The organism is Lysinimonas soli, from assembly GCF_042655435.1.
Lineage (GTDB): Bacteria > Actinomycetota > Actinomycetes > Actinomycetales > Microbacteriaceae > Lysinimonas > Lysinimonas soli.
Map to the genome: position 1 here is coordinate 1,096,961 of NZ_JBHSMG010000001.1, position 17,167 is coordinate 1,114,127.

Genomic DNA, 17,167 nt, shown 5'->3' on the forward strand with positions numbered 1-17,167 from the left:
CGTGACCGAGGTCAGTCGGCGTGCGCGCCGCTCTCCCACACCGGCGCGGCCGCGTTCACGGCGTCGCCGATGACGTGCACCCGGAGGTCGTTGGTCGAGCCGGGGATTCCGGGAGGCGATCCTGAGATCACGACCACGCGGTCGCCGACCTCGGCGAGCCCCTGACCGATCAGCACCTCGTCGACCTGCTTGAACATCGCGTCGGTGTGGTTGACACGGTCGACGAGGAACGATTCGATGCCCCAGGTGAGCGCCATCCGTCGCCGGGTGGACTCCTCGGTGGCGAACGCCTTCATCGGGATCCGGAACCGCAGCCGCGACATGCGGCGGGCCGAATCGCCCGACTCCGTGAAGACGCAGACGTACTTGGCATCCACGAAGTCGGCCACCTCCGCGGCGGCGAGCGTGATCGCGCCGCCCTGCGTGCGCGGCTTGGTGCCAAGCGGAGGGATCCGCTCGAGGCCGTGGTCCTCGGTCGAGCTGACGATGCGCGCCATGGTCGACACGGTTACGACGGGGTACTCCCCCACGCTCGTCTCACCGGAGAGCATCACGGCGTCGGCCCCGTCGAGCACGGCGTTCGCGACATCCGAGGTCTCGGCGCGGGTCGGCACCGGGCTCGAGATCATCGACTCGAGCATCTGGGTCGCCACGATGACCGGCTTGGCCATGCGGCGAGCGAGCTCGACCGCGTGCTTCTGCACGATCGGCACCGCCTCGAGCGGCAGCTCGACGCCCAGATCGCCGCGGGCAACCATGATGCCGTCGAAGGCGTTGATGATCTCTTCGAGGTGGTCGACGGCCTGCGGCTTCTCGATCTTGGCGATGACGGGCGTCTTGCGGCCCTCCTCGGCCATGATCTCGTGCACCCGCGTGATGTCGGAGGCGTCGCGCACGAACGACAAGGCGATGTAGTCGGCGCCGAGTTGGAGACCCCAACGCAGGTCGGCCTCGTCCTTCTCGGACAGGGCCGGCACGTTGACGGCGACCCCCGGGAGGTTGATCCCCTTGCTGTTCGACACCGGTCCGGCCACGACGACCTCCGTGCGCACGCGCACCCCGTCGGTGTCGAGCACCTTGACCTTGACCTTGCCGTCGTCGATCAGCAGGAAGTCACCGGGAGCGACATCCTGCGGAAGCCCCTTGAAGGTGGTGCCGACCAGGTCCTTCGTGCCGAGGACCTCTTCGGTCGTGATCGTGAAGATGTCGCCGACCTCGAGCTCGTAGGGGCCGGCCTCGAACTTGCCGAGCCTGATCTTGGGGCCCTGCAGGTCGACGAGCACCGCCACCGGGATCCCCGTGTCGGCGGCCGCCTTGCGCACGTTCGCGTAGACCTCCTCGTGCACGGCGTAACTGCCGTGGCTGAGGTTCATCCGCGCGACGTTGACGCCCGCTTCGATGATCGCGCGGATGTTCTCGTAGCTCGAGGTGGCGGGCCCGAGTGTTGCGACGATCTTGGCTCGTCTCATGACTTCCTTCAGTTGGTGTGGTGGTGGGAGGCGTCGGTGGCAGACGCGTGGGAAGCCTAGACCGCGAGCGGGCGGTCGGTGGGGCGCACGGGGAACGGCAGCTGCGTCTCGCCCTCGAGGAAGCGGTCGACGGCGGATGCCGCGGCGCGTCCCTCGGCGATGGCCCAGACGATCAGCGACTGCCCACGGCCCGCGTCTCCGGCGACGAACACGCCGGATTCGCTGGTCTGGTAGTCCTCGTCGCGGCTGACGTTGCCCCGATCGTCGAACGGAAGGTGCAGCTGTTCGTCGAGCCGCTCGGACTCGGCGCCCGTGAAGCCCAGGGCGAGCAGGACGAGGTCGGCGGGGATCTCGCGCTCCGTGCCCGACTTCGGCACCCGGCGTCCGTCGATGTACTCCGTCTCGGCGACCCGCAGGGCCCGCACCTCACCGGCCTCGTTGGAGAGGAACTCGACGGTCGACGCGAGATAGACGCGTTCGCCGCCCTCTTCGTGGGCGCTCGAGACCTCGAAGAGGTTCGGCACCGTCGGCCAGGGCTGGTGCATCGGGCGTTCGCTGGGCGGCTGAATCCCGATCGCGAGGTTGGTGACGCTCAGGGCGCCCTGCCGGTGAGCGGTGCCGATGCAGTCGGCTCCCGTGTCGCCGCCGCCCAGCACGATCACGTGCTTGCCCTCGGCCGTGAGCTGGTTGACGACCGTGTCGCCGGCGCCGGCCTTGTTCTGTTGCACCAGGTAGTCCATGGCGAAGTGCACGCCCATCAGGTCGCGCCCCGGGATCGGCAGGTCGCGCGGGACCACGGCGCCGGTCGCCACGACGACCGCGTCGTAGCGCGAGCGGAGGTCATCCCAGGCGATGTCGACGCCGATCTCGACGCCGGCACGGAAGCGGGTGCCCTCGGCCTGCATCTGCGCGAGGCGCGCCTCGAGCTGCTTCTTCTCCATCTTGAAATCCGGGATGCCGTAACGCAGCAGACCGCCGATCCGGTCGTCGCGCTCATACACCGCGACGGTGTGGCCGGCTCGGGTCAGCTGCTGGGCCGCGGCCAGCCCGGCAGGTCCGGAGCCCACGATCGCGACGGTCTTGCCCGTGAGCCGCTCCGGCGGATGCGGTTGCACCCAGCCGTTCTGGAAGGCCTGATCGATGATCGAGACCTCGACCTGCTTGATCGTCACCGCCGGCTGGTTGATGCCCAGCACGCAACTCGACTCGCACGGCGCGGGGCACAGCCGCCCGGTGAACTCGGGGAAGTTGTTGGTCGCGTGCAGTCGCTCGATCGCCTGACGGCCCTCATTGCGCCAGGTGAGGTCGTTCCACTCCGGGATCAGGTTGCCGAGGGGGCAGCCGTGGTGGCAGAACGGGATGCCGCAATCCATGCACCGGCCCGCCTGCCGGCGGAGCTGCTCGGGATCCTGCGCCTCGTAGACCTCTTTCCAGTCCATGATGCGCACCGGAACCGGCCGACGCTTGGGCAGTTCGCGTTCCTGGGTCTTCAGAAAGCCCTTGGGGTCAGCCACCGGCGACCACTCCTTGCCTGGCGCCCATGACGCCCTGGGAATCGGGTTCGCTCATCCGCCCGTGACCTCCATGATCCGGTTCCAGACGATGTCGCCGTCGGGGTCGAGACCCTCGTCGACGGCCGTCTGACGGGTCTTGAGCACGGCGGCGTAGTCGCGGGGCAGAACCTTGACGAAGTTCGTGAAGACCTCGGGGTCGGCGAGCATGCGGGCCGCGAGCGGCGAATCGGTCTCGGCGACGTGCTGCGTGAGCAGGTCGGTGAGGATCTCGATGTCGGCGCTCTCCAGCGGCAGCAGCGACAGCTCCCCCGTCGCCAGGGAGTCACGGTTGACGCGTTCCGGCCGGAGCTCGTAGACGTAAGCCGTACCGCCCGACATGCCGGCCCCGAGGTTGCGGCCGGTCGTGCCGAGGATGACCGCGAGGCCGCCGGTCATGTACTCGAGTGCGTGATCGCCCACGCCCTCGACGACCGCGCTCGCGCCGGAGTTGCGCACCAGGAATCGTTCGCCCACGACCCCGCGGATGAACATGCTCCCCTGCGTCGCACCGTAGCCGATCACGTTGCCGGCGATCACGTTGCGTTCGGCCGGGAAGATCGCCCCCCGCGGAGGACGCACGACGATCCGGCCGCCCGAGAGGCCCTTGCCGACGTAGTCGTTGCTGTCGCCCTCGAGCCGCAGCGTGATGCCCGCGGGCATGAAGGCTCCGAGCGACTGCCCGGCAGACCCGGTCAGCACGACCTCGATCGTGCCGGCCGGCAGGCCGTGCTCGCCGTGCCGCTTGGTGACCTCATGGCCGAGCATCGTGCCGACGGCACGCTCGGTGTTGCGGATCGGCAGCTCGATACGCACCGGCTCGGCGTGGTCGAGTGCGGCGGAGGAACGGCGGATCAACTCGACGTCGAAGTGCTTGTCGAGCTCGTGCTTCTGCCCGCGGTGGTTGCGGCGCGGCTCGGTCGCCGAGAACGCGGGCCCGACGAGGATCGGCGTGAGGTCGAGACCGTCCGCCTTCCAGTGGTCGATGGCGCGGTCGACGTCGAGCAGCTCGGCGTGACCGATCGCCTCGTCGAGCGAGCGGAAGCCGAGCTCGGCGAGGTACTCGCGCACCTCCTGGGCGAGGAACTCGAAGAAGGTCTCGACGAACTCCGGCTTTCCCGAGAAGCGCGCGCGCAGCTCGGGGTTCTGCGTCGCGACGCCGACCGGGCAGGTGTCGAGGTGGCACACGCGCATCATGATGCAGCCGCTCACCACGAGCGGTGCGGTCGCGAAGCCGTACTCCTCGGCCCCGAGCAGGGCCGCGACGATGACGTCGCGTCCCGTCTTCATCTGGCCGTCCACCTGCACGACGACGCGGTCGCGCATCCCGTTGAGCATCAGGGTCTGCTGGGTCTCGGCCAGGCCGATCTCCCAGGGTGTTCCGGCGTGCTTGAGCGAGTTGAGCGGCGAGGCGCCGGTCCCCCCGTCGTGACCGGACACCAGCACGACATCGGCGAGGGCCTTGGTGACGCCGGCGGCGACCGCGCCGATGCCCGACTGCGAGACGAGCTTGACGTGCACCCGGGCCTCGGGGTTGGCGCGCTTGAGATCGAAGATCAACTGCTTGAGGTCTTCGATCGAGTAGATGTCGTGGTGCGGAGGCGGCGAGATCAGGCCGACGCCGGCGGTGGCGTGGCGCGTGCGCGCGATCCAGGGGTACACCTTGCCGGGCGGCAGCTGACCGCCCTCGCCGGGCTTGGCCCCCTGCGCCATCTTGATCTGGATGTCGGTCGCATGGGTCAGGTACATGCTGGTGACGCCGAAGCGGCCGCTCGCGACCTGCTTGATGCGGCTGCGACGCTCCGGGTCGATGAGCCGGTCGACGTCTTCGCCGCCCTCGCCGGTGTTGCTGCGCCCACCGATCCGATTCATCGCGATCGCCAGGGTCTCGTGGGCTTCCTTGCTGATCGAGCCGTAGCTCATCGCGCCGGTGTTGAAGCGGCGGATGATCGACTCGACCGGCTCGACCTCGTCGAGCGGGACCGGGGCGCGTCCGTGCGTCTTCAGCTCGAACAGCCCGCGCAGGGTCTGCAGGTGCTCGGCCTGGTCGTCGACGAGCTTGGTGTACTCGCGGAAGATGTCGTACCGCTTCGCGCGCGTCGAGTGCTGAAGCCGGAACACGGTATCCGGGTTGAACAGGTGGGGAGGACCCTCGCGGCGCCACTGGTATTCGCCGCCGACCTGCAGCCGCTCGTGGACGACGGTCGCGCCGTCCTCCGGGTAGGCGGCGGCGTGCCGTGCCGCGTTCTCGGCCGCGATGACCTCGATGCCGACCCCGCCGAGCAGGCTCGTGGTGCCGGTGAAGTAGTGATCGACGAAGGCCTGGCTGAGGCCGACCGCCTCGAAGGCCTGCGCACCGGCGTAGGAGCCCACGACCGAGATGCCCATCTTGGACATGATCTTGAGCACGCCCTTGCCGAGGGCCTTGATCAGGTTCTTGACCGCCTTCTCGGGGGTGATCCCCGAGATCATGCCGCTCAGCACGAGCTGCTCGGCGGTCTCCATGGCGAGGTAGGGGTTGATCGCCGATGCGCCGTAGCCGATCAGGAGCGCGACGTGGTGGACCTCGCGTACGTCGCCGGCCTCCACGATCAGGCCGACCTTCATCCGGTTCTCCTGCCGGATGAGGTGGTGGTGCACCGCGGCGAGCATCAGAAGCGACGGGATCGGGGCGAACTCGGCGTTCGAGTCGCGGTCGCTCAGCACGAGGAACTGAGCACCCTGCTCGATCGCCTCGTCGGCCTCTTGGCACATCGCCGTGAGGCGCTCGGTGAGGCCCTCGGTGCCGTCCGCGACGCGGTAGAGCCCCTTGATGACGCGGCTGAGCTTGACCCCGTGCTCGAGCTGACCGGTCGCAGGCGCCTGGATGTGCTGGATCTTGGCGAGCTCGTCGTTGTCGATGACCGGGAATTCGAGCACGACCTGCCGTGCATGCTCGGGCGTCGCCGTGAGCAGGTTGCGCTCCGGGCCGAGGCCGAGCTTCATCGAGGTGACGACCTCCTCGCGGATCGAGTCGAGCGGCGGGTTGGTCACCTGCGCGAAAGCCTGGGTGAAGTAGTCGAACAGCAGCCGGGGACGGTCGCTGAGCACGGCGATCGGCGTGTCGGATCCCATCGCGCCGAGCGGTTCCGCTCCGTTCTGCGCCATCGGCGTGACGAGGATGCGCACCTCCTCCTCGGTATAGCCGAAGGTGCGCTGCCGACGGACGACCGAGGCCGGGGTGTGCGTGATGTGCTCGCGCTCGGGGAGGTCGGCGAGGTGGATGCGGCCGGCGTCGAGCCAGTCCTGCCACGGTTCGGCCGAGGACAGCTCGGCCTTGATCTCGTCGTCCTCGACGATGCGGCCCGCGACGGTGTCGACGAGGAACATCTTGCCCGGGCGCAGGCGGCCCTTGCGCACGATGCGGTCGGCCGGGAAGTCGAGCACGCCGATCTCGCTGGCGAGCACGACGAGCCCGTCGTCGGTCACGAGGAAGCGACCGGGGCGCAGACCGTTGCGGTCGAGCGTCGCGCCGACCAGCGAACCGTCGGTGAAGACCAGCGCGGCCGGGCCGTCCCACGGCTCCATGAGCATCGAGTGGAACTCGTAGAAGCTGCGCCGACGCGGGTCGATGTCGACCTGGTTCTCCCAGGCCTCCGGCACCATCATCATGATCGAGTGCGGCAGGGAGCGGCCGGAGAGCAGCAGCAGTTCGGCGACCTCGTCGAAGGAGGCCGAATCGCTCGCCCCCTCGCTGACGATCGGGAACAGCGGCCGCAGCTCGCCCAGGACCTCGGACTCGAGCTGGCTCTGCCGGGCCCGCATCCAGTTGCGGTTGCCCTGGACCGTGTTGATCTCGCCGTTGTGCGCGATCACCCGGAACGGCTGGGCGAGCGGCCACGACGGGAAGGTGTTCGTGGAGTACCGCGAGTGCACGAGGGCGAGCTTGGACGCGAAGCGCTCGTCGCTCAGATCGGGGTAGAACGGCTCGAGCTGGAGCGTGGTGACCATGCCCTTGTAGACGAGGGTTCGGGCCGACAGCGACGGGAAGTAGGCCCCCAGTTCGCGCTCCGCCCGCTTGCGCAGGCGGAAGGTCTGCCGGTCGAGCTGGATGTCGCCGAGCGGGGCGCCCGCGGTATCCGTGCGCGTGGACTCGAGGAACAGCTGCTCGAACGCGGGTGCGGCGTCGCGAGCCAGCTGGCCCAGGTGCTCGGAGTCGGTGGGCACCTCGCGCCAGCCGAGGACGCGCAGACCCTCCTGCTCGGCGATCGCGCCGACGCCGCTCTTGAGCTCCTCGCGCTCGTCGGGGTCGAGGGGAAGGAACGACATGCCGACGGCGTAGCGGCCGACGGGCGGCAGCGCGAAGTCGACGACGGCGCGCAGGAACGCGTCGGGGATCTGGGTGACGATGCCGGCGCCGTCGCCGGTGCCCGCATCCGACCCGACGGCCCCGCGGTGTTCGAGATGGCGGAGCGCGTCGAGCGCCTGGGCGATGATGTCGTGCCCCGCCGTGCCGCGCAGGGTCGCGACCATGGCCAGACCACAGGCGTCCTTCTCACGGCGTGGGTCGTAGAGACCCTGTGCCGAGGGAACAGAACTGAACCGTTCGAATGGGGTGGAGTGCGCCATGAGTACCGTCCTCACGATGGAGCTGGTGTCGGGACGTCGATGGCCCAGCAGATTGGAGGGGTGCCGTGGACCGCGGGGGCTGCGGATCCGGCGTGTCGGCGTGGTGTCGCTGGACGTTAGGAGGGGTGGGCGGCCCCGCTTGTGGCGGGAGCGCCCGTCTCTCGCGAGCCCGCCTCTGCATCATCGCCAGATTCGTCGGTATCGGAGTAGAACTCCTCCGAGTCTACCGCAGCCGGGGGCGTCCACTGTCGTCCGGGCAGGTAGAAGCTCGGCTCGGCCCCCGGATGACGCCGGGTCTGCACCGCGATGATCACGATTCCGAGCACGACGGCGGCCAGGGCGCCCCAGACGTTGTCGCGGATTCCGAGGAAGCTCTGGCTGGGATCGACGCGGATCGACTCGAACCAGCTGCGCCCCGCGCCGTACCAGATCAGATACAGCCCGAGGACCTTGCCCCACTGCCAGCTCGCCTTGCGCGTGAGGTGCGGAACGCGCGCGCCGCCAGCGCGGGAGGCGACCCAGGTGACCTTGTTCTCGATCAGCAGGATCAGCACGAAGCCGCTGAGGTTCCAGATGATCTCGTAGAGGAAGGTCGGGTGGAAGTAGACGCCCGAGGTCGGAAGCCCGGACGGGTACGCCGCGTTCGTCGACTCGATCTCGAGCCCCCACGGCAGGTTGGTGGGCAGTCCATACAGCTCGTGGTTGAAGTAGTTGCCGAGGCGGCCGAGGGACTGCGCGACCAGCAGCGTCGGCGCGAGGGCATCGGCGACGCTCCAGAACCGGACGCCGGCGAAGCGGCTTCCGATGTAGATGCCGAGGGCGCCGAAGATGAGCGCGCCGAAGATCGCGTTGCCGCCGTCCCAGATGTTCCATACGGCACCGGCCTGCAACGGGTTCCAGGTGTTCTTGCCCGGGCCGAAGTAGTCGTCGATGTGGGTGACCACGTGGTAGAACCGCGCGCCGGCGATCCCCAGCACGATCGCCCAGAGCGAGATGTCGATGATGATCCACGGCTCGGCGCCGCGACGCACCATGCGCCGGTTCGTGATGAGCAGCGCCGCGATGATGCCGGCCAGGATGCACAGCGCGTAGGTGTGCACCGGAAGGGTCCAGTTCTCGGGCCAGGCCGGAATCCAGGAGTGCAGCCAGGAGCCGACGTAGAACACCTGCCAGTCGATCGGAGGACTCGGGATGGTGAACGGGACCACTGACGACCTTTCGGCGGGAAGACGAGGGGAAAACCGGATCGAGTCTAGTGACTGCGACCCTGTGCGAGAGCCGCGGCGGTGCGGGCCAGCCCGGCGACACCGTGCTCGGCGAGAGCCGTGACGAGCGCTGAGCCCACGATCGCCCCGTCGGCGTAGGCGAGCACCTCGGCCACCTGATCTCCGGTGGAGATGCCGATTCCGACGCAGACCTGGTCGGCCTCGGCGGCGCGCAGCCGCGCGACGAGCGTGCGGGCAGCGGCGTCGACATCCTGCCGAGCCCCCGTGATGCCCATGGTCGAGACCGCGTAGACGAAGCCCCTGGTGGCGGCGACGGTGTCGGCGATCCGCGCGTCGGTCGACGAGGGCGCGGCCAGGAACACCCGGTCGAGCCCCGTGCGATCGCTCGTCGCGAGCCAGTCCGCCGCGGAGTCGGGGGTGATGTCCGGGGTGATGAGCCCGGCTCCCCCGGCATCGACCAACGCGTCGGCGAACCGGTCGACGCCGTACTGGAGCACGGGGTTCCAGTACGTCATGACCAGCACGGGCGCCGCGACGCGGGAGCGGATCGCCTCGACCGCCGTGAACACGTCGCGCACGCGGAAACCGCCGGCCAGGGCGGCCTGAGTGGCCTTCTGGATGGCCAGGCCGTCCATGACGGGGTCGGAGTACGGCAGCCCGAGCTCGAGCACGTCGACGCCGTGCTCGACCAGGGCCACGGCGGCATCGATGCTGGTCGCCAGGTCGGGGAACCCGACCGGCAGGTAGCCGACGAGCGTTCCCCCCGTCGCGCGGTTCGCCTCGATCGTCGCGGCGACCGATGTGGGGCGCGCGCTCACGACTGCACCGCCCCCTCGTCGAACAGGCCGAACCACTCGCCTGCGGTCTGCACGTCCTTGTCGCCGCGGCCGCTCAGATTGACCAGGATGACGGCGTCGGGCCCCAGCTCCCGGCCGAGCTTCAGCGCCCCGGCCAGGGCATGCGCCGACTCGATCGCCGGGATGATGCCCTCGGTGCGGCTCAGCAGGCGCAGGGCCTCCATGGCCTCGGCGTCGTTCGCAGGAAGGTAGACGGCCCGACCGATGTCGGCGAGGTAGGCGTGCTCCGGTCCGACGCCCGGGTAGTCGAGTCCGGCCGAGATCGAGTGCGACTCCACCGTCTGGCCGTCCTCGTCCTGCAGCAGGTAGCTGCGGGCGCCGTGCAGGATGCCGGGACGGCCCCGCTCGATCGCCGCCGCGTGCCGCTCGGTGTCGATCCCGTCGCCGGCGGCCTCGTAGCCGTACAGCTTGACGCTCGGATCGTCGAGGAAGGCGTCGAAGATGCCGATCGCGTTCGATCCGCCCCCGACGCAGGCCGCCACGGCATCCGGGAGCCGGCCGGTGAGTTCGAGCACCTGGCGTCGCGCCTCTTCGCCGATGACCTTCTGGAAGTCGCGCACCATCGCGGGGAACGGATGCGGCCCCGCCGCTGTGCCGAATACGTAGTTGGTGGTCTCGACGCTCGTGACCCATTCCCGATAGGCCTCGTTGATCGCGTCTTTGAGGGTGCGCGAGCCGGTCGTCACCGACACGACCTCGGCGCCGAGCAGCCGCATGCGCGCGACGTTGAGCGCCTGCCGCTGGGTGTCGACCTCGCCCATGAAGATCGTGCACTCGAAACCGAACAAGGCTGCGGCCGTGGCCGTGGCGACCCCGTGCTGGCCGGCGCCGGTCTCGGCGATGACCCGGGTCTTGCCGATGCGCCGCGTCAGCAGCGCCTGGCCGAGCACGTTGTTGATCTTGTGCGAACCGGTGTGGTTGAGGTCTTCGCGCTTGAGGATGATCCGCGCGCCGCCGGCATGCTCCGCGAAGCGCGGCACCTCGGTGATGATCGACGGGCGGCCCGTGTAGCTGCGGTGCAATTCGGCCAGCTCGGCGTGGAATCCGGGGTCGGCCTTCGCCAGCTCGTAGGCGGCCGCGAGCTCGTCGATCGCGGCGATCAGCGACTCCGGCATGAAGCGACCGCCGTATGGGCCGAAGAACGGCCCGGGCAGCCCGCGCAGGCTGCTCACGCGTTCACCGTGCCCGCGTTGAGGAAGCTCTCGAGGGTCGCAACCGGGTCCGACCCCGTGACCAGGGCCTCCCCCACGAGCACGACGTCGGCGCCGGCGGCTCGGTAGTGCGCGACGTCTGCAGGCTCCTTCACGGCCGACTCGGCGATCCGGATGACGCCGGAGGGAATGCGGTCGGCGAGCGTTCCGAACAGCTCCCGATCGAGTTCGAAGGTGCTCAGGTCACGGGCGTTGACGCCGACGACCGACGCCCCCACATCCAGCGCGCGTTCGACCTCTTCCGCCGAGTGGGTCTCGACCAGTGCGGTCATGCCGAGCTGGACGATCAGCGCGTGCAACTCGGCGAGCTGCTGCTGATCGAGCGCCGCCACGATCAGCAGCACGAGGTCGGCGCCGGCCGCTCGGGACTCGTACACCTGATACGGATCGGCGATGAAGTCCTTGCGCAGCACCGGTATGTCGACGGCGGCGCGAACCGCCTCGAGATCGGCAAGCGAACCGAGGAACCGGCGCTGCTCGGTGAGCACGCTGATGGCGCTGGCTCCGCCGGTCTGGTACGACACCGCGAGCGAGGCGGGATCGGCGATCTCGGCCAGCGGCCCTCGGGAGGGGCTCGCCCGCTTGACCTCGGCGATGATCTTGACCCGCTCGCCGGGCGCGAGCGCGCTCAGGACGTCGAGGGCCGGAGTCGCAGCCCGGGCGTCGGCTTCGACCGCCTCGAGGCTTCGCACAGCGCGGCGCTCCGCGGCGTCGGCGACGGCCCCGGCGACGAGATCGGAGAGCACTCTAGGAGTGCGCCTTCGGCACGTAGCGCGGACCCTTGACGCCGTAGCCGAGCTTCGAGAGCACCGCTCCCGTGATCGCACCGACGGCCACGAGGCCTGCGCAGGTCCAGACCAGCCAGGGCAGGTCGAACCAGAACGCGAACGTTCCACCCGCGATGGCGGCGAGCATGATGATCACAGCGACCCATGCTGCGGGCGAGTTGCCCTCGCCGGGCTCGGTCTCGTCGCTCACTACTGCTCCTTCTGATCGAGTCGAGCCAAGTCTAGTGGCGCGTCGGGTCGTCGCCTTCGCTCATCGCGTCCCACTCGCGGACCGGGTCGAGCGCGCCGGTGTCATCGCCGGGCCCCTCGGCTGCGACGACGCGTGAGCGCGAGTACTTGCGCCCTGATGTCGGCCACGACCGGGCCGTCACCGCGATCGCGAGGCCGAGCAGGACGATGACCACGCCGAGCACGGCGGCGGCGATCGGCCACGCCGTCATCGAGCTCCCGGTGACGAGCCGGGCTACCGAACGAGGGCCGGCAACGCCCGTCGCCTTGGTGATGGCGGAGGTGGCGGCCACGACCGGGTTGGCCATCGCGAACGCCGACACGACGATCACGCAGGCGCCCAGAAGCGCCTCGAGCACCCCGAGCACCACGCGGAAGAACGGGCCGGCGATCGCCAGCGCCGCCACCAGGGCGAGTGAGGCCAGCGCGAGCGCCGACAGGGCGCCACCGGCGACCCCGCCCCCGACCACGAAGGGCTTGCCCTGCACGGTGAGGGTGAACCAGGTCTGCGACCAGGCGGTGAAGAGCAGCACCGCGAGAAGCGTGATCGCGAGCAGCGACAACAGCTTGAGACGCCCACCGCGGGAGCGCCGGGCATCGCCGGCAGGAGTCGCGTCGTCGCTCACGCCAGCCTCTGCATCGCGTTCGCGACGGCGATGGCTCGCAGCGGCGCCGCCGCCTTGTTCTGGGCCTCGAGGTGCTCGCTCAGCGGATCGGAGTCGGCCACGAGCCCGGCACCCGCCTGCACCCGGGCGAGACCGCCCACGATCGTGGCGGTGCGGATCGCGATGGCCAGGTCGGCGTCACCTGCGAGGTCGAAGTACCCCACCACACCGCCGTAGACCCCGCGCTGCGCCACCTCGAGCTCGTCGATGATCTCCATGGCACGGGGTTTGGGCGCGCCCGAGAGGGTTCCGGCCGGGAAGGCCGCACGGAAGACGTCGATCGCGGTGGCATCCGGCTTCAGGTCGCCCTCGACACTCGAGACCAGGTGCATGATGTGGCTGAACCGCTCGACCTGCATGAACTCCGTCACCTCGACGCTTCCCGCGACGCAGACCTTCGACAGGTCGTTGCGGGCCAGGTCGACCAGCATGAGGTGCTCCGCCTGCTCCTTCGGATCGGCCAGCAATTCGTCGGCCAGCTCGAGATCGCGCTCCGGCGTCTCGCCGCGCGGGCGCGATCCGGCGATCGGGTGCGTGAACACACGACCGCCCTGCACCTTCACGAGCGCCTCGGGCGAGGAACCCACGATCGAGTACGAGTCGCCGGCTGGGGCATCCAGCGTCAGCAGGTACATGTACGGACTCGGATTGAGTGCGCGCAGCACGCGGTACACATCGATCGGCTCCGCGGTGATCTCGTGATCGAAACGCTCCGAGATGACGACCTGGAAGACGTCGCCGTCTCGGATGAACTGCTTCGACCGCTCCACCGCCGACCGGTACTCGTCCGCGCTGACCCGCGGAATCGGGGTCGGGGCGGTCGTCAGGTCGACGTCGGCGATCCAGGCTTCGGAGGGCTGCGCCAGTCCGGACTGCAGCACGTCGAGTTCCCGCTGCGCGCGGTCCCAGAGCGCATCGGCGGCGTCGGCGCCATCATTGAGGGCCGAGGCGATGAGAGTCGCCGTGCCCTGCCGGTGGTCGAGGACGACGAGTTGCGAGACGAAGCTCAGCGCCTGCCCTGGCACCGCGAAGTCGGCGGGCGGGGCATCCGGAAGGCGTTCGAGCTGGCGGACGGCCTCCCAGCCGATGAAGCCGACCAGGCCGCCGGTGAGGGGCGGATGCCCGCTCACCCGGGGCGTGCTCCACCGGGCGTACAGATGCGCGAGCGCCTCGAGGGGCGCGGTCGGAGCATCGGGGCCGAGCGCCCGCTCCGCGCTCAGCCCGTAGTCGAGCCAGACCGCGCGGGCGTCACCGCCCTCGGAGAGCTCCTGGGTCAGTACGCCGCGCGACCCCACGCCGACGAAGGAGTACCGCGACCAGATGCCGCCCTGCTCCGCCGACTCGAGCAGGAAGGTGCCGGGTCTGCCGATCGCGAGCTTGCGGTACACGCCGATGGGCGTCTCACCGTCGGCGAACAGTTCTCGCAGTACGGGCACGACCCGGTGCCCGGCCGCCACGGCGGCATCGAACTCGGCGCGCGAGGTGGTGATCATGGTGCTCCGAGCAGGGGGTGAAGCGGGTCGACGTCGAAGCAGGCGTGCGCGCCCGTGTGGCAGGCGGGACCGTGCTGCTCGACCTGGACCAACAGCGTATCCCCGTCGCAATCCAGGGCGGCGCCGCGCACGTACTGCACGTTGCCGCTCGTGTCGCCCTTGCGCCAGTACTCCTGGCGGCTGCGCGACCAGAACGTCACCCGGCCCTCGGTGAGGGTGCGGCGCAGCGCCTCGGCGTCCATGTAGCCCAGCATGAGCACCTCGTGGGTGTCGTGCTGCTGGATGATCGCCGGCAGCAGCCCATCGGCCGAGAAGCTCGCGCGCTCGATGACCGCACCGACCGTCTCGGCGTTCAACTCGTTCTGATCTGCACTCATCGCACCGCGATCCCGTCTGCTCTCAGCGCCGCCTTCACATCGCCCACGGTCAGTTCCCCGCTGTGGAACACGGATGCCGCCAGCACGGCGTCCGCCCCGGCCGCGACCGCCGGCGCGAAGTCGCCGAGCGCGCCCGCACCGCCGCTCGCGATGACCGGCACCGAGCTGAGCTCGCGCACGGCGGCCACCAGCTCGAGGTCGTAGCCGTTCTTGGTGCCGTCGGCGTCGATCGAGTTCACGAGCAGCTCGCCCGCGCCGCGCCGGATGACCTCGTGCGCCCATTCGAGCGCGTCGAGCTCGGTCTCGGTGCGCCCGCCGTGCGTCGTCACCACGAAGCCGCTCGGAACGCGCGCGCTGCGCTTGATATCCAGGGACAGCACGAGCACCTGTGCCCCGAAGCGGTCGGCGATCTCGCCGATGAGCTCGGGCCGCGCGATCGCGGCGCTGTTGACGCCGACCTTGTCGGCGCCGACCGCGAGCAGCCGCGACACGTCCTCGGTCGAGCGCACTCCCCCACCGACCGTCAACGGGATGAACACCTGCTCGGCCGTGGCGGTGACCGTCTCGTACATCGTCGCGCGGTCTTCGACCGTCGCGGTGACGTCGAGGAAGGTCACCTCGTCCGCACCCTGCTCGTAGTAGCGCCGGGCCAGCTCGACGGGATCGCCGGCATCGCGGAGGTCGAGGAAGTTGACTCCCTTGACCACCCGGCCGGCGGCGACATCCAGGCACGGGATGACGCGGGTGACGACCGTCATCGCGCCCCCTGTTCGGTGTCCATCGTCAGATCCGGGCGGCGTGGATCGAGCTGACCAGGATCGCCCGCGCCCCGAGGGCGTAGAGCTCGTCCATGATGTGATTCGTGTCGTGGCGCGGCACCATGACCCGCACGGCCACCCAGTCGGAGTCACGCAGCGGCGAGACCGTCGGCGACTCGAAACCCGGGGTGATCCGGGACGCGGCCTCGACCAGTCCCGAGGGCAGGTCGTAGTCCATCAGCACGTACTGGTGAGCCACCATCACACCCTGCAGCCGCCGGCGCAGGGTCGCGAGGCCCTCGACCTCGGGAGTCGCGGCGATGAGCACCGCGGTGGACTCCAGGATGACGGGGCCGAAGATCTCAAGACCCTGCTTCTTGAGGGTCGAGCCGGTCTCGACGACGTCGGCCACGGCATCCGCGACCCCGAGTCGGACCGCCGACTCGACCGCCCCGTCGAGGCGCACGACCTCGGCGACGACGCCCTCACGGGCCAGGAAGTCGCCGACCAGCGCCGCGTAGCTCGTGGCGACGCGGACCCCGTTCAACTGCTCGAGCGAGGTGAACCGGCCGATCGGCCCGGCGAAGCGGAAGGTCGACGCGCCGAAGTCGAGCACGTCGATCTCGACCGCGGCGGAGTGCGAGTCGAGCAGCAGGTCACGGCCGGTCACGCCGACGTCGAGCGCGCCCGACCCGACGTAGGTCGCGATGTCGCGCGGACGCAGGTAGAAGAACTCGACATCGTTACGCAGGTCGCTCACGATGAGCTCTTTGGGGTCGCGACGAGTCGCGTATCCGGCCTCCTGCAGCATCTGCACGGCCGTCTCGGAGAGGGTGCCCTTGTTGGGCACCGCGATTCGCAACATGGAGGAAGTCTTTCAGGTCGAAGGGGTGGTGAGCTGACACGAGAGCGCCCGGCAGGCGGCCGGGAGGCGACTAGAGATGTCGCTGCACGTCGTCGAGCGTCAGACCCTTCGCCAGCATGAGCACCTGCAGGTGGTACAGCAGCTGCGAGATCTCGGCGGCGGTCTCGTCATCGCTCTGGAACTCGGCGGCCATCCAGACCTCGGCGGCCTCTTCGACGATCTTCTTGCCGATCGTGTGCACACCCGCGTCGAGCTCGGCGACCGTGCGCGAGCCCGCGGGCCGGGAGGCGGCCTTCTCGCTCAGCTCGTCGAAGAGGGCGTCGAAGGTCTTCACCCTCTCAGGGTAGCGGTGCCGGCGCCCGTGCCGATGCCCGCACCGATCCCGTCGGGATGGGCGGTTCCCGGCCGCGGGGCGGGCCGTAGGGTGAATCCATGACGTTCGACGCGGTGGTGCTCTCGGGGGGACGCGCGTCACGTCTTGGCGGCACGACCAAGGCGACGCTGCTCGCGAGGGGGATGCCCCTTCTACTCGGAACCGTCGCGGCGACGACGGGCGCCCGCAGAACCGTCGTGGTCGGCGACGGCGCTCCCGGTCTCCCCGCCGACGTCCTTCTCGCCCGCGAGACACCCGCATTCGCCGGCCCGGCTGCGGGAATCGGCGCCGGGCTCGACGCCCTGCGGCGCCGGGGCCCGCTCGCGGAGCTGCTGCTCGTGCTCGCCTGTGACATGCCCGGCATCGCGACCGCGGTGGGCGTTCTGCTTGCTGCCGCCGCAGCGGCGCCCGCATCGGACGGGATCCTGGCCGTCGATGACGGCGGACGTCGCCAGTACCTCGCGGGGGTCTACCGCTCGGGCGCTCTCTCGGCGGCCGTGTCGGCTGCCCTGTTGCGGCACGGTTCGCTCGAGGGGCTCTCGATGCGGGCGCTGCTCGACTCGCTTCGGCTCGACGGGGTCGAGGTGCCCCCCGGGGCCACCTCGGATGTCGACACCTGGGCCGATGCCGCTCGTCACGGTGTCACGGATCCGGCCGATGCCGGCCGCTCGTCGGTGCCGACGTTGCGATCATGAGAAG

Annotated in this window: 15 protein-coding genes; 1 reads left to right on the forward strand and 14 read right to left on the reverse strand. The window is 69.8% G+C overall.

Translation table 11 applies throughout. The annotated features are described in order from the left end of the window. Nucleotides 1–11: 11 nt before the first annotated feature. From pyk to ACFPJ4_RS05325, 14 genes are all read right to left on the reverse strand, one after another. Nucleotides 12–1,469, reverse strand: a complete 1,458-nt coding sequence (gene pyk / locus ACFPJ4_RS05260; RefSeq protein WP_386739230.1) for a pyruvate kinase — start codon at nt 1,467–1,469, stop codon at nt 12–14. Nucleotides 1,470–1,525: 56 nt separating this feature from the next. After that, on the reverse strand, nt 1,526–2,983 hold the full coding sequence (locus ACFPJ4_RS05265) for a glutamate synthase subunit beta (protein ID WP_386739231.1): 1,458 nt from the start codon (nt 2,981–2,983) through the stop codon (nt 1,526–1,528). 51 nt (nt 2,984–3,034) lie between these two features. Beyond that, nucleotides 3,035–7,627: a glutamate synthase large subunit gene (gene gltB / locus ACFPJ4_RS05270; RefSeq protein WP_386739232.1), complete on the reverse strand. Its 4,593-nt coding sequence runs from the start codon at nt 7,625–7,627 to the stop codon at nt 3,035–3,037. Nucleotides 7,628–7,743: 116 nt separating this feature from the next. Continuing rightward, entirely contained in the window at nt 7,744–8,835 is a 1,092-nt protein-coding gene (locus ACFPJ4_RS05275) for a prolipoprotein diacylglyceryl transferase (RefSeq protein ID WP_386739233.1), read from the reverse strand. 44 nt (nt 8,836–8,879) lie between these two features. Then, entirely contained in the window at nt 8,880–9,671 is a 792-nt protein-coding gene (gene trpA, locus ACFPJ4_RS05280) for a tryptophan synthase subunit alpha (protein ID WP_386739234.1), read from the reverse strand. Beyond that, nucleotides 9,668–10,882, reverse strand: a complete 1,215-nt coding sequence (trpB, locus tag ACFPJ4_RS05285) for a tryptophan synthase subunit beta (protein WP_386739235.1) — start codon at nt 10,880–10,882, stop codon at nt 9,668–9,670. The genes trpA and trpB overlap by 4 nt, the downstream gene beginning before the upstream one ends. After that, nucleotides 10,879–11,667 (reverse strand): indole-3-glycerol phosphate synthase TrpC, encoded by a 789-nt coding sequence (trpC, locus tag ACFPJ4_RS05290; RefSeq protein WP_386739236.1) that lies wholly within the window; start codon nt 11,665–11,667, stop codon nt 10,879–10,881. Before trpC ends, trpB begins: the two co-directional genes overlap by 4 nt. A gap of 1 nt (nt 11,668) precedes the next feature. After that, nucleotides 11,669–11,899: a DUF6704 family protein gene (locus tag ACFPJ4_RS05295; protein WP_386739237.1), complete on the reverse strand. Its 231-nt coding sequence runs from the start codon at nt 11,897–11,899 to the stop codon at nt 11,669–11,671. Between the two features lie 31 nt (nt 11,900–11,930). Further along, nucleotides 11,931–12,563: a Trp biosynthesis-associated membrane protein gene (locus ACFPJ4_RS05300; RefSeq protein ID WP_386739238.1), complete on the reverse strand. Its 633-nt coding sequence runs from the start codon at nt 12,561–12,563 to the stop codon at nt 11,931–11,933. Beyond that, entirely contained in the window at nt 12,560–14,095 is a 1,536-nt protein-coding gene (locus tag ACFPJ4_RS05305; RefSeq protein ID WP_386739239.1) for an anthranilate synthase component I, read from the reverse strand. The genes ACFPJ4_RS05300 and ACFPJ4_RS05305 overlap by 4 nt, the downstream gene beginning before the upstream one ends. Next, complete coding sequence (gene hisI, locus ACFPJ4_RS05310) at nt 14,092–14,472, reverse strand: phosphoribosyl-AMP cyclohydrolase (RefSeq protein ID WP_386739240.1); 381 nt, start codon at nt 14,470–14,472, stop codon at nt 14,092–14,094. Before hisI ends, ACFPJ4_RS05305 begins: the two co-directional genes overlap by 4 nt. Beyond that, entirely contained in the window at nt 14,469–15,230 is a 762-nt protein-coding gene (gene hisF, locus ACFPJ4_RS05315; protein ID WP_386739241.1) for an imidazole glycerol phosphate synthase subunit HisF, read from the reverse strand. The genes hisI and hisF overlap by 4 nt, the downstream gene beginning before the upstream one ends. Before the next feature lie 25 nt (nt 15,231–15,255). Further along, a complete protein-coding gene (gene hisG, locus ACFPJ4_RS05320; RefSeq protein ID WP_386739242.1) occupies nt 15,256–16,095 on the reverse strand; it encodes an ATP phosphoribosyltransferase in 840 nt (279 codons plus the stop codon). 70 nt (nt 16,096–16,165) lie between these two features. Next, on the reverse strand, nt 16,166–16,429 hold the full coding sequence (locus ACFPJ4_RS05325; RefSeq protein ID WP_386739243.1) for a phosphoribosyl-ATP diphosphatase: 264 nt from the start codon (nt 16,427–16,429) through the stop codon (nt 16,166–16,168). A gap of 98 nt (nt 16,430–16,527) precedes the next feature. Here ACFPJ4_RS05325 and mobA point away from each other — a divergent pair, with 98 nt between their 5' ends. Beyond that, on the forward strand, nt 16,528–17,163 hold the full coding sequence (mobA, locus tag ACFPJ4_RS05330; RefSeq protein WP_386739244.1) for a molybdenum cofactor guanylyltransferase: 636 nt from the start codon (nt 16,528–16,530) through the stop codon (nt 17,161–17,163). Nucleotides 17,164–17,167 lie beyond the last annotated feature (4 nt).

Bases quoted from the DNA above. Each gene is read 5' to 3' on its own strand.
- hisG (WP_386739242.1), bottom strand. From the start codon at position 16,095: ATGTTGCGAATCGCGGTGCCCAACAAGGGCACCCTCTCCGAGACGGCC.
- mobA (WP_386739244.1), top strand. From the start codon at position 16,528: ATGACGTTCGACGCGGTGGTGCTCTCGGGGGGACGCGCGTCACGTCTT.
- gltB (WP_386739232.1), bottom strand. From the start codon at position 7,627: ATGGCGCACTCCACCCCATTCGAACGGTTCAGTTCTGTTCCCTCGGCA.
- ACFPJ4_RS05305 (WP_386739239.1), bottom strand. From the start codon at position 14,095: ATGATCACCACCTCGCGCGCCGAGTTCGATGCCGCCGTGGCGGCCGGG.
- hisI (WP_386739240.1), bottom strand. From the start codon at position 14,472: ATGAGTGCAGATCAGAACGAGTTGAACGCCGAGACGGTCGGTGCGGTC.
- hisF (WP_386739241.1), bottom strand. From the start codon at position 15,230: ATGACGGTCGTCACCCGCGTCATCCCGTGCCTGGATGTCGCCGCCGGC.
- pyk (WP_386739230.1), bottom strand. From the start codon at position 1,469: ATGAGACGAGCCAAGATCGTCGCAACACTCGGGCCCGCCACCTCGAGC.